This window comes from Mesorhizobium sp. B2-5-3 (genome assembly GCF_006441005.1).
Taxonomy (GTDB): domain Bacteria; phylum Pseudomonadota; class Alphaproteobacteria; order Rhizobiales; family Rhizobiaceae; genus Mesorhizobium.
Window position 1 is genome coordinate 217,712 of sequence record NZ_VFUS01000001.1, and the last position, 15,250, is coordinate 232,961.

General features: G+C 62.4%; 17 protein-coding genes and 1 other RNA gene. 7 read left to right on the top strand and 11 right to left on the bottom strand.

Annotated features, from left to right (window positions below; translation table 11 throughout):
- The first annotated feature begins 17 nt into the window (after window positions 1-17).
- The gene (locus FJ867_RS01145) at window positions 18-485 is read left to right on the top strand and encodes an SRPBCC family protein (RefSeq protein ID WP_140816294.1); all 468 of its coding nucleotides are present in this window, start codon (window positions 18-20) and stop codon (window positions 483-485) included.
- A gap of 6 nt (window positions 486-491) precedes the next feature.
- Here the strand turns inward: FJ867_RS01145 and FJ867_RS01150 are convergent, their stop codons facing one another.
- The 6 genes from FJ867_RS01150 to ssrS all read right to left on the bottom strand — a co-directional run bounded on the left by FJ867_RS01150 (window position 492) and on the right by ssrS (window position 3,674).
- Window positions 492-779 carry a BrnA antitoxin family protein gene (locus FJ867_RS01150; protein ID WP_140816296.1) on the bottom strand — a complete coding sequence of 96 codons (288 nt, stop codon included), beginning with the start codon at window positions 777-779 and terminating at the stop codon, window positions 492-494.
- Window positions 760-1,047 (bottom strand): BrnT family toxin, encoded by a 288-nt coding sequence (locus FJ867_RS01155; RefSeq protein WP_140566813.1) that lies wholly within the window; start codon window positions 1,045-1,047, stop codon window positions 760-762. The genes FJ867_RS01150 and FJ867_RS01155 overlap by 20 nt, the downstream gene beginning before the upstream one ends.
- A gap of 63 nt (window positions 1,048-1,110) precedes the next feature.
- Window positions 1,111-1,878, bottom strand: coding sequence for a TerC family protein (locus FJ867_RS01160; RefSeq protein ID WP_140525034.1), 768 nt, complete (start codon window positions 1,876-1,878; stop codon window positions 1,111-1,113).
- Between the two features lie 70 nt (window positions 1,879-1,948).
- A complete protein-coding gene (locus FJ867_RS01165) occupies window positions 1,949-2,773 on the bottom strand; it encodes a YmdB family metallophosphoesterase (protein ID WP_140493122.1) in 825 nt (274 codons plus the stop codon).
- A 62-nt stretch (window positions 2,774-2,835) separates the two neighbouring features.
- Window positions 2,836-3,423, bottom strand: coding sequence for a 5-formyltetrahydrofolate cyclo-ligase (locus FJ867_RS01170; RefSeq protein ID WP_140517540.1), 588 nt, complete (start codon window positions 3,421-3,423; stop codon window positions 2,836-2,838).
- 95 nt (window positions 3,424-3,518) lie between these two features.
- Window positions 3,519-3,674: non-coding RNA, 6S RNA (gene ssrS / locus FJ867_RS01175), on the bottom strand.
- Between the two features lie 159 nt (window positions 3,675-3,833).
- Here ssrS and FJ867_RS01180 point away from each other — a divergent pair.
- Window positions 3,834-4,673: a MoxR family ATPase gene (locus tag FJ867_RS01180; protein WP_140517539.1), complete on the top strand. Its 840-nt coding sequence runs from the start codon at window positions 3,834-3,836 to the stop codon at window positions 4,671-4,673.
- 40 nt (window positions 4,674-4,713) lie between these two features.
- Here the strand turns inward: FJ867_RS01180 and FJ867_RS01185 are convergent, their stop codons facing one another.
- Window positions 4,714-6,276: an MFS transporter gene (locus FJ867_RS01185; RefSeq protein WP_246671771.1), complete on the bottom strand. Its 1,563-nt coding sequence runs from the start codon at window positions 6,274-6,276 to the stop codon at window positions 4,714-4,716.
- Window positions 6,277-6,419: 143 nt separating this feature from the next.
- Here FJ867_RS01185 and FJ867_RS01190 point away from each other — a divergent pair, with 143 nt between their 5' ends.
- The 5 genes from FJ867_RS01190 (at window position 6,420) to msrB (ending at window position 10,341) form a co-directional block, all read left to right on the top strand.
- Entirely contained in the window at window positions 6,420-7,283 is an 864-nt protein-coding gene (locus FJ867_RS01190; RefSeq protein ID WP_140560783.1) for a LysR family transcriptional regulator, read from the top strand.
- Window positions 7,284-7,348: 65 nt separating this feature from the next.
- Complete coding sequence (locus FJ867_RS01195; protein WP_140493107.1) at window positions 7,349-7,795, top strand: GNAT family N-acetyltransferase; 447 nt, start codon at window positions 7,349-7,351, stop codon at window positions 7,793-7,795.
- Window positions 7,796-7,813: 18 nt separating this feature from the next.
- Window positions 7,814-9,004, top strand: a complete 1,191-nt coding sequence (locus FJ867_RS01200) for a VWA domain-containing protein (RefSeq protein WP_140493104.1) — start codon at window positions 7,814-7,816, stop codon at window positions 9,002-9,004.
- A 24-nt stretch (window positions 9,005-9,028) separates the two neighbouring features.
- Window positions 9,029-9,826: an MBL fold metallo-hydrolase gene (locus FJ867_RS01205; RefSeq protein WP_140816298.1), complete on the top strand. Its 798-nt coding sequence runs from the start codon at window positions 9,029-9,031 to the stop codon at window positions 9,824-9,826.
- Between the two features lie 113 nt (window positions 9,827-9,939).
- Window positions 9,940-10,341 (top strand): peptide-methionine (R)-S-oxide reductase MsrB, encoded by a 402-nt coding sequence (gene msrB, locus FJ867_RS01210; protein WP_140649967.1) that lies wholly within the window; start codon window positions 9,940-9,942, stop codon window positions 10,339-10,341.
- 62 nt (window positions 10,342-10,403) lie between these two features.
- Here the strand turns inward: msrB and FJ867_RS01215 are convergent, their stop codons facing one another.
- The 4 genes from FJ867_RS01215 to pyc form a co-directional block, all read right to left on the bottom strand.
- Window positions 10,404-10,703, bottom strand: a complete 300-nt coding sequence (locus FJ867_RS01215) for a hypothetical protein (RefSeq protein ID WP_140517534.1) — start codon at window positions 10,701-10,703, stop codon at window positions 10,404-10,406.
- Window positions 10,704-10,710: 7 nt separating this feature from the next.
- Window positions 10,711-11,151 carry a hypothetical protein gene (locus FJ867_RS01220; RefSeq protein ID WP_140517533.1) on the bottom strand — a complete coding sequence of 147 codons (441 nt, stop codon included), beginning with the start codon at window positions 11,149-11,151 and terminating at the stop codon, window positions 10,711-10,713.
- A 32-nt stretch (window positions 11,152-11,183) separates the two neighbouring features.
- Window positions 11,184-11,444, bottom strand: coding sequence for a DUF2312 domain-containing protein (locus FJ867_RS01225; protein ID WP_140493089.1), 261 nt, complete (start codon window positions 11,442-11,444; stop codon window positions 11,184-11,186).
- A gap of 167 nt (window positions 11,445-11,611) precedes the next feature.
- Window positions 11,612-15,070 carry a pyruvate carboxylase gene (gene pyc, locus FJ867_RS01230; RefSeq protein ID WP_140816300.1) on the bottom strand — a complete coding sequence of 1,153 codons (3,459 nt, stop codon included), beginning with the start codon at window positions 15,068-15,070 and terminating at the stop codon, window positions 11,612-11,614.
- Window positions 15,071-15,250 lie beyond the last annotated feature (180 nt).

The window sequence follows — 15,250 nt, forward strand, 5'->3', positions numbered from 1 at the left end:
CGGCAGGGGAGAACGGTATGGAAATCCGCGAGACACCGACGGCCGAAGCCGCCATGATGATCCGGCGGCCGGTCTCCGACGTTTTCGAGGCCATCGTCAACCCGGAGATCACCACGAAATTCTGGTTCACCCATTCCAGCGGCAGGTTGGACGGCGGCAAGCCGGTTCAATGGGAGTGGCGCATGTATGGCATCTCGACGACCGTGGTCGTCAGCGAGATCGTCGCCAACGAAAAGATCTCCATGCAATGGGGCGATCCGCCGACCACGGTGATCTGGACCTTCACCGAAATGCCAGGTGACGCGACCTTCCTGGAGGTCCGCAATTTCGGCTTTGCCGGCAACGGCGACGAACAGGCGAAACAGGCGGTCGATTCAACCGGCGGCTTCACGCTCGTTCTGGCCGGCGCCAAGGCCTGGCTCGAACAAGGCCTGACACTAGGCCTGATCGGCGACCGTCACCCGAAGGGCGCGCCGGGGAGTTGAACCGGCTCAGGTTCTACGCTTTTCCTGCTCGATCACGTGATGGCGGAGCACACGATTGATTTCGGTCTGGTAACCACCACCCCCGACATGCTCCTTGAACCACGATAGCACGTCGGCATCGAGTCTGATTGTCACTGGCTGCTTGAGTGGTCTGTAAAGATGTCCACGACGAGCATGAATCCAATTCTCCGCCGGAACTTCTGGGATGTCGGAAGTATTAATTTCGCTGTCAGGCAAACCAGCCAGCTTGGCGAGCTGGTTGCGCTGATCCTGACTAAGGTCCTTCTTGCTCATAGCGCCTCCTTTCATGCGCTGTCGCTTTCCGGGCACCAACAATCCTAACTCGTTCCTCATCTTCGCGATCAGGATATGTGTGTACAACCAGCATGACCACTACGGCATCGATCGTCCCGATAGCGTGCCAACGCTGCTCACCATCTTCAAACCGGTCGGGCACGATGAGATAAAGCGGATCATCGAACACCTTCTGCGCGAGATCGAATCCGATGCCGAGCTTGGCAAGTTTGCGCCTGGCTCTTTCAGCATCCCATTCGAATCGCAACGATATTGTACGTACAATTTCGTAAGAGTCAGCCTGAACTCGGCATTGGCCATGTCGTCAGGCTCAATGCCCGCCGCCGGACTTCGCCTTCTTGCGGTTCCGCGCCAGCATGTTGAGGCCTTCGACGAGCGCCGAAAAACCCATCGCCGCGTAGATATAACCCTTGGGCACATGGTAGCCCATGCCGTCGGCGATCAGCGTCATGCCGATCATCAACAGGAAGCCCAGCGCCAGCATGACGATGCTCGGGTTCCTGGCTATGAAGTTCGCCAACGGCGTAGCCGCCAGCATCATCACCGTAACCGCCACGATGACGGCGATGTACATGATGGCGATCTCGTCGGTCATGCCGACGGCGGTAATGATGGAATCGATGGAGAAGACAAGGTCGAGAAGCAGTATCTGGAAGATGGCGCCGGCAAGGCTCATCTGCACGGTCTCGCCCAGCATCGTGTCCTGGTGGTCGTCGGGGTCGACCGTGTGATGGATCTCCTTGGTCGCCTTCCACACCAGGAACAGGCCACCGGCGATCAGGATCAGGTCGCGCCAGGAAAAGCCGTGGCCAAGGGCGGTGAAGACCGGCGCCGTCAGTTGGACGATGATCGAGATGGTGGCGAGCAGCACCAGCCGCATGACGAGCGCCGCCGAGATGCCGAGCCGGCGGGCGCGGGCTCGCTGTGCTTCCGGCAGCTTGTTGGTCAGGATCGAGATAAAGATCAGGTTGTCGATGCCGAGCACGATCTCGAGCACCACCAGGGTCAACAGCGCGACCCAGGCGGTGGGATCGAACACGAAGGCGAAGTGCGGCGCCAGGAACTCGATAAGCTGCATGGAGGTCGTCCCCTCTACGATCTAGAGCAGTGTCGCCGGCAGTTAGGTATTGAGAGCCCCTATATCAATGTCACGTCCAGAAGGACGGCGCCGTTTCCTCGAGCCGCGGCCCGCGGCGAAACGGCGCGATCTTCTCGGTCAGCCCCGTGCGGTCGGAAATATCAACGCCGACGCCGCACAAGGTCGCGGGTCCGGTCGCCGCCTCGAAACGCCCCTTCGGCACTTTCGACAGGAACCGGTTGAGCGGCTCCTCCTTGTCCATGCCGAGCGACGAATCATAATCGCCGCACATGCCCGCGTCGGAAATGTAGCCGGTGCCGCCATTGAGGATATGGTGATCGGCGGTCGGCTGGTGGGTGTGAGTGCCGACCACGAGGCTGGCGCGACCGTCGACGAAATGCGCGAAGCACATTTTTTCGGAGGTCGCCTCGGCGTGGAAGTCGATGACCACGGCATCCGCCTGCTCGCCGAGCGGACAGGCGGCAAGCTCGCGCTCGCCAGCCTGGAAGGGATCGTCGAGCTCGGGATGCATGAACACCCGGCCCATGATGTTGGCGACCAGCACGCGCGCGCCGCTCCTGGCGATGTAGACGCCCGAGCCGCGCCCGGGCGTGCCCTTGGGAAAATTGGACGGGCGCAGGAAGCGCTCTTCGCGCGGCGCGAAGGCGAGCGCATCGCGCTGGTCCCAGACATGGTTGCCGGTGGTGACGACATCGGCGCCGGCCGCGATGGTCTCGCGAAAAATCTCCTCGGTGATGCCGAAGCCGCCGGCCGCGTTTTCGCCGTTGACGATGACGAAATCGAGCTTGAAATCCGAGATCAGGCCCGGCAATTGCTCCCACACCGCCGTGCGGCCTGTCTTGCCGACCATGTCGCCGAGGAAGAGAAGTCTCATCTACGCCTGATCCGGAAAAGTGGCATGACTTTCGGCAAAGATCATGCGTCCCAAAGAACTATCTACAATTCTGGCTCGAACCGGCGCAACCCGCTCTCGGTGAGTATTTCCGGGATGATGACGTCATGGTCCTCATTGGGAACCATCGTCACTTCCTGGCAGTCGAAAGCAATGCCGATCAGCCGGGGCGCATGCCCCTTGTCGACAAGCTTGGCGATCGCACGGTCATAATAGCCCGCGCCGTAACCGATGCGGTGGCCGCGCGCGTCGAAGCCGGCGAGCGGCACCAGCATGACGGAGGGGTCAAGAACTTCGGCCTCCTCATGCGGCCCGACGGTGCCAAATCCCATATCGATCATCGGCGCGCCGCGTACCAATTCGCGAAAGACGATGGTCGTCTTGTCGAGGATCGCCGGAAGGCAGAGCCGTGCGCCCTTTTCGCGCAAGGCGAACATCAGCGGCCGGACATCGACTTCCGAGCGCATTGGCCAGAAGCCGGACACGATTTGGCCTGGCTCGATGGCAAGCTGGTCGCGCGCGGTTTCGGCCATATCGAGCGCGACTTCCACCCGCCAGAATTCATCGAGCGCGTCGCGGCGGCCAAGTGCTTCCTTGCGCAGCTGTTTTTTCAGGTCTTTTGAGGATGCCATGCGCAGACGCTAGAAAAAGCCAGACCTGAATGGACGTTTTGGGAGCGACGTTTTCCATCGCATGATCCACGAAATACGTGGATGTGGCGAATAAGTGACGATCCACACAACCGGTGGAGAAGTCGATCCCGGGTGCCTACAAAGTAGGTGGGCGCCGTGTGAGAAAACCCACGGGTCTTCCCAGGGACAGCTCCCTAAGGATCGTTAAGGCCCCGGGGAAAAGTGTCTCCTGCCGGGAAGCGCAGACCGTCAGCCCCAATATAGGCCGATGCCCTCCCAAGCGCCAGAGACTTGGCGCCAGAGAGTTGGCGCTCTTGCCCTGCCGGCTTCACACTTCGCCGCCGCCAACCCACCCTTGCATGGGCCAAGCCGTCTCCTTACGGTCGTCCGTACTGAACCAAGGAGCAAAAATGCGTTTCGAAGGCACGGCGGCCTACGTCGCCGACAAGGATCTGATGGTGGCGGTCAACGCGGCGATCGCGCTGGAACGGCCCTTGCTGGTCAAAGGTGAGCCCGGCACCGGCAAGACGGAGCTTGCCAGGCAAGTGGCGGCGGCACTCGGGCTGGAACTCATGGAATGGCACGTCAAATCGACGACGCGGGCGCAGCAAGGCCTCTACGAGTACGATGCAGTGTCGCGGCTGCGCGACAGCCAACTTGGCGATACCAGGTTCAACGATATCAAGAACTACATCAAGCGCGGCAAATTGTGGGAAGCCTTCGCCGCCGGCAAGAAGGTTGTGCTTCTGATCGACGAGATCGACAAGGCCGATATCGAATTTCCCAACGACCTCTTGCAGGAACTCGACCGGATGGAGTTCTTCGTCTACGAGACCGGCGAGACGATCCGCGCCGCGGTGAGGCCGATCGTCATCATCACCTCCAACAACGAGAAGGAACTGCCCGACGCCTTCCTGCGTCGCTGCTTTTTCCACTACATCCGCTTTCCCGACGTCGAGACGCTGCACAGGATCGTCGATGTGCATTATCCCGGCATCAAGCAGAATCTGGTGCGGGCGGCGCTCACTCAGTTCTACGAAATCCGCGACGTGCCGGGACTGAAGAAGAAGCCGTCGACCTCCGAGGCGCTCGACTGGATAAGGCTGCTGGTCGCCGACGACATCGCGCCCGAGGATCTGCGCGCCGACCCGAAGAACGCGCTGCCCAAGCTGCATGGCGCACTGCTGAAGAACGAGCAGGACGTGCATCTGTTCGAACGGCTGGCCTTCATGGCGAGACGGCAAGGGTGACGAGCGGCTCGGCGTCCTGAGGCCGAGCCGCAAGGCATTGCTAGGAGCGCACCTTGCCAGCACCCTGCGCAGGACGCCCGCTTCGCTGCTGCGGCGCGACATGTTTTGGACCGAAGATAGCAAAGCTGATGACGGCAAGAGCCAGAACGCCGATCCCGCTATAGAGCATGACCCAGCCAAAACCGTTGACCAGGGAGGCATGAACGATGGCGCCCGTCGGGTCGAGGGTCGCAAGCTTGGGCGAGTATTGCGCCAGGCCGTCGAGATTGCCGGCTGCGATCTTCTCCGCCAGGGCGCGCAGTTCGTTCGGGTCGATAGCCGTGCCGAATGCGTTGCGCAGATAAGAAACGATCCCTTGCGTCAGCAGCAGTCCCAGCACCGCGATGTTGATGGCAAGGGTGATCAGCCGCGCACTGATATCGATGCCGGACGCCATGCCGGCACGATCGGGTGACACCGAGCCGGTCGTGGTGTTGGTGGTCGGCGAATTGGTCAGGCCGATGCCGATGCCGGCGATCAGCGTGCCGGGCAGCATGGTCAGCCAGTTGCCCTCGAGCCCGGAACCTATCCACATGGCGATGAAACCGACCCCCAATGTCAACAAGCCGAGCGGGATCGCCACCCGCGCCTGATAGCGTGCCCGCAGGCGCTCGGCGATCGACGGCATCAGCATGAAAGGGAGCGTGTAGACGAGCAGCAACAGCCCGGTCGTGGTGCTGTCGTAACCGAGGACCCCCGAAAAATAGATCGGCAGATAGATGATGAACGGCCAGTAGCTGAAATTCATGCCGATGCCGCCCATGATCGCTCCCGAGAATTGGCGGATGCGGAAAACGGAGAAATCGAACATCGGATAGGGATTGATCTTCTCGGCTACGAGGAACGCGACGAAGGCCAGCACGGCCGCGCTTGCCACGCCGATGCGCGCGCCAGCGCCCAGATCGGCCCCTTGCGTGATCAGATAGGAGAAGCCGAACACCGCGAACGACAGTGTCAGTATGCCGGCCCGGTCAAGCTTCTGCGCGTTGCGATCGCGCGATTCGGTGACACCGGCGCCGATGAAAGCCAAGGCAAGAACGCCAAGCGGCACATGGATGAGGAACACCCATTGCCAACTCGACAGCGTCACAATCAATCCGCCAATGGCGGGGCCGAAGCCAAGGCCGATGCCCGAGACGACGCTCCAGGCGACGAAGGCCTTGCCGCGTTCACTGCCGTCTTGAAACTGGTGGGACAACACCGCCACGCTGCAGGTAAACATCGCTCCGCCCGCCAGGCCCTGAAGAAACCGGGCGATGATCAGCAGCGGAGCGCTCGTTGCGAGACCGCATAGCAGGGAGGCGAGGCCAAAGGCGACGGTGGTGCCCACCATCACGCGTTTGCGGCCGAGACGGTCGGCCAATGTCCCCGTCGCCATCAACACCGTGGTGCAGGCAATGGTGTAGGCATTCATGATCCATTGCAGATCCTTGAAATCAGCGCCAAGCACGGTTTCCAGTTTCGGCAGGATCACCGGGACGCTGGAGATTTCGAGGCCGAACAGCAGCGAGGCGAGGCAGACCCCCGCAAGAGCAACGGTGTTTCGGTCGATTGGAAACGTCATGTCGGTCACTTTCAGTCGGAGCATTCGGAAGTGGCTGCGAGCGTCGCTCTTCACACAGCGGTCGACATGACTTAAATGACCCCCCATCATGAAAAAAGACTATGCGTTTCTATTTCAGAAATGACAAAATGGAATGATTAGAGATGACCAGTCTTGACGTCGATGCCGTGCGGACCTTCGTCATGGTGGCCGACCTGCAGAGCTTCACGCGTGCGGCTGCCGCGCTGGGCAGCACCCAGGCGACGATCAGCGTTAAGCTGCGTCGGCTGGAAGAGAAGCTCGGCGCGCGTCTGATCGAACGAACGCCGCGCCGCGTGGCCCTCTCGGCAAGGGGAGCGGCTTTTCTCCCGGCGGCGCGTGAATTCCTTGCCTCCCACGAACGAGCCGTCACGGAATTTTCCGACGCGCCGTGTCGGCTTGCTCTCGGCTTTGTCGATCACGTCGCCGGGCCCGAGCTGTCCATATTGATAGCCCAGTTGCATGCCCATGATCCGTCGCTCGCGCTCAACATCAGGATCGATACGAGCTCCATGCTGGAGGAGGCTTTCGATCGCGGTGAGCTCGATGCGGTGATTGTCCATCAGGAAGACGACAGCCGCCGCGGCGAAGCCTTGTCGCGCACCCATTATGGCTGGTTCGCCGCCCCGGCCTTCGAATGGCGGCCGGGAACGCCATTGCGCTTGGCGCTGCTAAGCACCGTATGCAATTGCCCTGACCGCGTGAGAGCTGTCGAGACGCTGGATAAGGCAGGCATTGCCTGGAACGAGGCTTTCGTGGGCGGCGGCGGCGCAGCCGTCAATATCGCGGTGTCGGCCGGCTTCGCCGTCGCTGCGCTCGCCTACCGTGTCGCGCCGCCCGGCCTGGTCGAGGTGGGCCGCAAACTCGGCCTGCCGCCAATTCCCCCTTCCGAGATCGTTTTGCATTCGCACGGCTTGGCGCCAAGGGCACGAGAGGCGCTGCACATGCTCGCGACCGCTTTTCGCGAGTATAATTCGCCGGCGGGATAGGCAAGGGTGTTCCTGATCCCGATTCTGTTGGTATGGATTGGGTTCCAGACTTCAGAGGGAACGAAATGGCCGAGATCACTATCCGCCCGCTCACAGAATCCGACCACGCCGACTGGCGCCGGCTTTGGACCGCTTACCTTGCTTTCTACGAGACGAAGCTGCCGCAAGAGGTCTACGAGGTCACCTGGAAGCGCCTGTTCACGCAAGGCGAGTTCGAACCGAAGGGCTTCATCGCCCTCCTCGACGGCAAGGCTGTCGGCCTCACCCACTACCTGTACCATCGCTCTTGCTGGTCCGAGAAGAACAACTGCTACTTGCAGGATCTGTTCGCCGACCCCGAAGTGCGCGGCAAGGGGATTGGCGCTGCGCTGATCGAAGCCGTGAAGCAGGAAGCCGGCAAGATCGGCGTCAGGAATGTCTACTGGATGACGCACGAAACCAACGCCACGGCGCGCAAGCTCTATGACCATGTCGCGCGCCGCACCGGCTTCATCGAATATGATCTTCTATAGATAGAATATAGATAGAAAATGTTCATCCCCTTCTTCCTCGAACTGAAGGCAGCGCGCGTTCCCGTTTCACTCAGGGAATACCTGTTGCTGCTGGAGGGGTTGGAAGCCGGGCTGGTCGACTACGACGTCGAAGGTTTTTACTACCTCGCTCGCGCAGCGCTGGTGAAGGACGAACGCCATATCGACCGCTTCGACCAGGTGTTCGCGCATATCTTCAAGGGTGTGGAGGCGCTCAGCGGTCCGAATGCCGTCAACGTCGCTGATATCCCCGAGGAATGGCTGCGCCGGCTGGCCGAAAAGCACCTGACCGAGGAGGAGAAAAAGCTGGTCGCGGCGCTCGGCGGTTTCGAGAAGCTGATGGAGACGCTGAAGCAGCGGCTCGAGGAACAGAAAGGCCGCCACCAAGGCGGCTCGAAATGGATCGGCACTGGCGGCACCTCGCCTTTCGGCGCTTATGGCTACAATCCCGAAGGCGTGCGCATCGGCCAGCATGAGAGCCGCAACCGCCGGGCCGTGAAGGTCTGGGACAGGCGCGAGTTCGGGAATTTCGACGACGCCGTCGAGCTCGGCACCCGCAACATCAAGATCGCGCTGAAGCGGCTGCGCCGCTGGGTGCGTGAAGGCGCCGAGGAGGAGTTCGACCTGCCCGGCACCATCCACGCCACCGCCGAGCACGGTTATCTCGACGTCAAGACGCGGCCAGAGCGGCGCAACGCGGTGAAGCTTTTGATGTTCTTCGATGTCGGCGGCTCGATGGACGACCACATCAGAAGCGTCGAGGAATTGTTCTCGGCCGCCCGCGCCGAATTCCGCCAGCTCGAATATTTTTATTTCCACAACTGCCTCTACGAGGGCGTGTGGAAGGACAATCGCCGCCGCCATGCCGAGACGATCCCGACCTTCGATCTCCTCCACAAATATGGGCCTGACTACAAGGTGATCGTGGTCGGCGATGCCTCGATGAGCCCTTACGAGATCGCGCATCCCGGTGGCTCGGTCGAGCACTGGAACCCGGAGGCGGGCGCCGTCTGGCTCGGCCGTCTGCTGCGGCAGTGGCCGAACGCGGTATGGCTGAACCCCGAGAGCCAGAAGAACTGGGGGTTCACCCATTCGATCGCTATGATCCGCGACATGTTCGGCGGCCGCATGTTTCCGCTGACGCTCGCCGGACTGGAAAGCGCCACCAAGCAATTGTCGCGCAAGCATTGAGCCGGGAAAATGACGGGAGGTTCCATGACCTGTTTCCTCTGCCTGCAATGCGGTGTCCAGTTCGCGCAGAGCGAAGCGCCCCCACAGCACTGTCCGATCTGCGAGGACGAGCGGCAATATGTGCGCTGGGAAGGCCAGGCCTGGACCACACCGGAAGAGCTCGCGGCCGGGCATCGGCTTGTGATGAAGGGCGATGCCGGCGTTCTCGCCTTCGGCATCGAGCCGCGCTTCGCCATCGGTCAGCGGGCGCTGCTGACGCAGACGCCGCACGGCAACGTTCTGTGGGACTGCATCTCGATGGTGACCGACGAGGCGGTGGCCGAGATCAATCGCCGCGGCGGCCTTGCCGGGATCGCCATCTCGCACTGCCACTACTATTCGGTGATGGTCGAATGGAGCGAGGCGTTTGGCGGCGTGCCGATCTATCTCCATGACGACGACCGGCACTGGATCATGCGGCCACACCCGTCGATCGTCAGCTGGCAAGGCGAGACACTGGACCTGAACCCGGCGTTGACGCTCATCCGCTGCGGCGGCCACTTTGCCGGCGGCCAGGTGCTGCACTGGAAGCGCGAAGGCGGCAATGCTCTCCTGGCCGGCGATATCTTGCAGGTGACGCCGACCCGCCGCCACGTCAGCTTCATGTACAGCTATCCCAACTACATCCCGCTCAATGCGGCCGCCGTGCGCCGCATCGCGGCCGCGCTGGAGCCCTTCACATTCGATGAAATCTACGGCGCGTGGTGGAACCAGAACATTATCGGTGGCGCGAAACAGGCGCTGGCGGCCTCCGTTGCGCGCTATCTCACGGCGATCGCATGAGGATTGCAGAAGGCACGCTCGAAAATGCGGGCAAATCTCGTAACAAACGCCTATCTTGTTGCGAATAGACATTGCGATCAACAATGAGCCGTCAAGGCCGAGGAGTTTTCTGCATGGACACCCACGCCTATCCCGTCACCCGCACCGACGCCGAATGGCGCGCCCGGCTGACGCCTGAGCAATATGCCGTCATGCGCAACCATGGCACCGAACGCCCGGGCAGCTGTGCGCTGCTTCACGAAAAGCGCGCCGGCACCTTCTTTTGCGTCGGCTGCGACCAGCCGCTGTTCGAATCCAAGCTGAAGTTCGAGAGCGGCACCGGCTGGCCGAGCTTCAACGACCCCGTTCCCGGTTCCATCGAGACCACGACCGACCGCAGCTACGGCATGGTCCGCACGGAATGCCATTGCGCTCGCTGCGGCAGCCATCTCGGCCACGTCTTCGAGGACGGCCCGCCGCCGACCGGGCTGCGCTACTGCATCAACGGCGTGGCGCTGAGATTCGAGCCGGCCTGAGCGAGGCCTCGCCAATGTTTTCTGCGAAGGGCGGCCTCGGCCGCCTTTTTCGTGCAGCATTGTCAGACGACGACTGTTGCGATCAGCCAGAGCGCCGAACCCAGCATAGCAAGGGAGGCCTTGGCGCCCCCGGTTCGCTCCGCCGTCCGCCAGACGGCCGAGGTCAGGAAGATGTTGTAGGGCACCGGCGCGAAATGCACCGCCAGCACAAGACCGAGCGGCGTCTTCACCCCCAGCAGAATGAGCGCCGCCACGGACGATGCAATGTTGATCGCCGTGCCGACGAGCACCATATCGCGCCAGAACAGCCGGTCGAGCCGCACCTGGCCATCCCAACGCGAGCGGAAGAAATCCGCGAGCATCGGCGGCCTATCCCTGTCCCAGAACTTCGGTGACAGCGCACTCGAACCGCGAGCATTCGGTCACCAGCCAGTCCGTCATGGCCGGCCAATTGTCCTCGGCAAAGCAGTTGACCCGCCACTGTGAATTGATGCCGAGGTTTTGTGCGCTCTGCTCCGGCCTGAGCTTCAGCCGTTCCTCGATCGCCGGCTGAAACGGCTTGAGGCGCACCCAGACGTCGGTTGCGCCAAGCTTCTCGTTACGGCCGAAGAAGACGCCGACCACATTCTCGCTCGGCGCCACATACATGGAGAGCACCAGCGCAAATTCCGGCAGCCCGCGCTGCCAGAACCAGGGCCCTCGCCTCGCCAGCCGGGTTCTTTCTTCCGGGTGACGCTCGGCAAACAGCGTCCAGAAGCCGCGTTGGCGGAACTCCGAGGCCCTTCGGCCGCCGAAGTCGAACTCACTCATCGCCGACCCCGGACGTCACGAGATGCCTCGCCTTACACCATGCCGAGGGCGGCCTTGTAGAGGTCCAGGATGGACTCCTCCTCCTGGCGCTCGGCCTGGTCCTTCTTGCGCAGCCGGATGATCGCGCGCATCGCCTTGGTGTCGAAGCCGGTGCCCTTGGCCTCGGCGAACACTTCCTTGATGTCGTCGGAAATGGTCTTCTTTTCCTCCTCGAGCCGCTCGATGCGCTCGATGAAGGCACGCAACTGGCCGGCGGCAACAGTCTGGCTGGTCTCTGTGATATCGTCGGCCATGTTTTTCTCCAAAAAAATCGGTGCTTCGCCGCGACTCGGGGGAACCGTGCCGCCGCAAATTTCTGCGGTTCGATGCCCGACCAGGGACCGCGGGTCAAGCGGTTATCGAACAGGCCGTCAGGGCTGCCGACAGAAGCCGACAGTCTGTGCCTCTCTCTTGCGAGCTCTCAATTGAAGGCGATCAGCAGGTCCTTGGCATCGATCTGGTCGCCGGCCTTGACCAGCACCTCGGCGACCGTGCCGTCACGCTCGGCATGCAGCGCCGTTTCCATCTTCATCGCTTCGATGGAGAGCAGCACGTCGCCGGCCTTGACGGCCTGGCCGGCGGCCACCGCGAGCGCCGAGACGACGCCCGGCATCGGCGCTCCGACATGCGCCTCGTTGCCGGGTTCGGCCTTGCGCCTTGCCTTGGCGGCGGACGCGCCATGCGCCCGGTCGGGCACCTTGACGCGGCGCGGCTGGCCGTTGAGTTCGAAGAACACGGTGACCATGCCCTTGTCGTCCACGTCGCCGATCGCTTGGCAGCGCACGACCAGCGTCTTGCCCTTCTCGATGTCCACGAACACCTCGTCTTCGGGCTTCATGCCGTAGAAATAGGTCGGCGTCGGCAGCACGCTGACGGGACCGTAGGTTTCCTGCGCGGCCGCGAAGTCCGAGAAGACCTTCGGATACATCAGCCAGGAAGCGAACTCGTATTCGCTGAGCTTGCGCTCGAGCTTCCGTTCGATCTCCTTGCGGCTGGCCTTGAGGTCTGCCGGCTTCAGCAGCGAGCCCGGCCGCGCCGTGATCGGCCTGTCGCCCTTCAGCACTTTCTTCTGCAGCGCCTGCGGCCAGCCGCCAGGCGACTGGCCGAGATCGCCGCGCAGCATCGAGACGACCGAGTCCGGGAAGGCGATGTCCCTCGCCGGGTTCTCGACGTCGGCGACGGTGAGATCCTGGCTGACCATCATCAGCGCCATGTCGCCGACCACCTTGGACGACGGGGTCACCTTGACGATGTCGCCGAACATCAGATTGACGTCGTGATAGGTCTGCGCCACCTCGTGCCAGCGCGTCTCCAGCCCAAGCGAACGCGCCTGTTCCTTGAGGTTCGTGAACTGTCCGCCCGGCATCTCGTGCAGGTAAACTTCGGACGCCGGCCCCTTGAGGTCGCTTTCGAAGGCGGCATACTGGTTGCGCACCGCTTCCCAATAGAAGGAGATCCTCCGGATCCATTGCGGGTCGAGCCCGGGATCGCGCTCGGTGCCCTTCAGCGCCTCGACGATAGAGCCGAGGCAGGGCTGCGAGGTGTTGCCGGAGAACGCATCCATCGCCGCGTCAATGGCGTCGACGCCGCTCTCTACCGCCGCCAGAACCGTTGCCGCTGAGAGCCCCGATGTATCGTGTGTGTGGAAATGGATGGGCAGGTCTGTCGCTTCGCGCAGCGCCTTGAACAGCACGCGCGCGGCGCTCGGCTTCAACAGCCCGGCCATGTCCTTGACCGCTATGATATGGGCGCCGGCCGCCTCGAGCTCTTTCGCCAGCCCGACATAATATTTCAGGTCGTACTTCGCCCGTGTGGGATCGAGAATATCGCCGGTGTAGCAGATCGCGGCCTCGATCAGCTTGCCCTCGGCGCCGACCGCGTCCATGGCGACGCGCATGTTCTCGACCCAGTTCAGGCAGTCGAACACCCGGAACAGGTCGATGCCGCCTGATGCCGCCTGTTTGACGAAATGCTGCACGACATTGTCGGGATAGTTGGTGTAGCCGACGCCGTTGGCGCCCCGCAGAAGCATCTGCAGCAGGAGGTTGGGCGCCGCCTCGCGTACCAGCGAGAGCCGCTCCCAGGGATCCTCGGTGAGAAAGCGCATGGCGACGTCGAAAGTGGCGCCGCCCCAGCATTCAAGCGAAAGCAACTGCGGCAGGGCACGCGCATAGGTGCCCGCTATGCCGGCGATGTCGTGCGTGCGCACACGCGTCGCCAGCAGGGATTGATGGCCGTCGCGCATCGTCGTGTCGGTGACCAGCACCTCTTTTTGCGTGCGCATCCAGGCGGCGAATTTTTCCGGACCGAGCACGTCAAGCTTCTGCTTGCTGCCGCCGGGCACATTGCCGTTGAGGTAGGGCACCACGGGTGCGGCGGCATCGGCTTTCGGCTGCGGCCGGCCGCGCGTCTCGGGATGGCCGTTGACGCTGACGTCGGCAAGATAGTTGAGCAGCTTCGTGGCGCGGTCCTGGCGCTTGACCTGCTCGAACAGCTCCGGCGTCGTGTCGATGAACTTGGTCGTGTAGGAATTGTCGGCGAAGTTCGGGTGATTGATGATCGCTTCGAGGAAAGTCAGGTTTGTGGCCACGCCGCGGATGCGGAATTCGCGCAGCGCCCGGTTCATGCGTGCGATGGTCTCGGCCGGCGTCGGCGCCCATGCGGTCACCTTTTCCAGCAACGGGTCATAGAAGCGGGTAATGACCGCGCCCGAATAGGCGGTGCCGCCATCGAGGCGGATGCCGAAGCCGGTGGCGCCGCGATAGGCGGTGATGCGGCCATAGTCCGGGATGAAATTGTGCTCGGGATCCTCGGTGGTGATGCGGCACTGCAGCGCGTGGCCGTTCAGCCTGATGTCCTTTTGTGCCGGAACGCCCGATTCCGGCGTGCCGATGGCGAAGCCGTCGAGAATGTGGATCTGCGCCTTGACGATGTCGATGCCGGTCACCTGTTCGGTGACGGTGTGCTCGACCTGGATGCGCGGATTGACCTCGATGAAATAGAACTTGCCGGTGTCGGCGTCCTGCAGGAACTCGACCGTGCCGGCGCCGATATAGCTGGTTTCGCGCGCGATCTTCAGCGCATGGCCGCACAGCTCCTGGCGCAGCTCCTCGTTGAGATAGGGCGCGGGCGCCCGCTCGACGACCTTCTGGTTGCGGCGCTGGATCGAGCAGTCGCGCTCGAACAGATGCACCGCATTGCCACTGGTATCGCCCAGGATCTGCACTTCGACATGGCGGGCGCGCTCGATCAGCTTTTCGAGATAGACCTCGTCCTTGCCGAAGGCGGCTTTCGCCTCGCGCTTGCCCTCGGTGACCTCGCGGGCGAGATCGGCCTCGGCACGGATGGCGCGCATGCCGCGGCCGCCGCCGCCCCACGAAGCCTTCAGCATCAGGGGATAGCCGATCTCCGCGGCAAGTTTCTTGACCGCCTCCATGTCGTCCGGCAACGGATCGGTGGCAGGAATGACAGGCACGCCGACCTCGATGGCCAGATTGCGCGCCGCGACCTTGTTGCCAAGCCGGCGCATCGTCTCCGGCTTGGGCCCGATGAAGGTGATCCCGGCTTCGGCACAGGCCTCGGCGAATTCGGGGCTTTCCGAAAGCAGTCCATAGCCGGGGTGGATCGCATCGGCGCCCGACAGCCTGGCGACGCGGATCACCTCCTCGATCGAGAGATAGCTTTCGATCGGCCCCATATCCTTGTTGAGGTGCGGCCCGCGCCCGACCTGGTAACTCTCGTCGGCCTTGAAGCGATGCAGCGAATATTTGTCCTCCTCGGCCCAGATCGCCACCGTTTTGAGGCCGAGTTCATTGGCCGCGCGAAACACGCGGATGGCGATTTCGGACCGGTTGGCGACGAGGATCTTCGTGATGGCCAAGGACTGGGCTCCAGCAGCGGAAGGGAAGAGCAAGCGGCGCCATGATTAGCGTGAAAATGCTGCAGTGCAAACAAAATTTGACGCGCGTTTAAACCGATTTAAAATGGATTCTCCGCCTTGAGCGTGGCCCCAAACGGCTGAACATCAGCGGAAAGCCTCCGCTGACCTCAAAACGAGAAT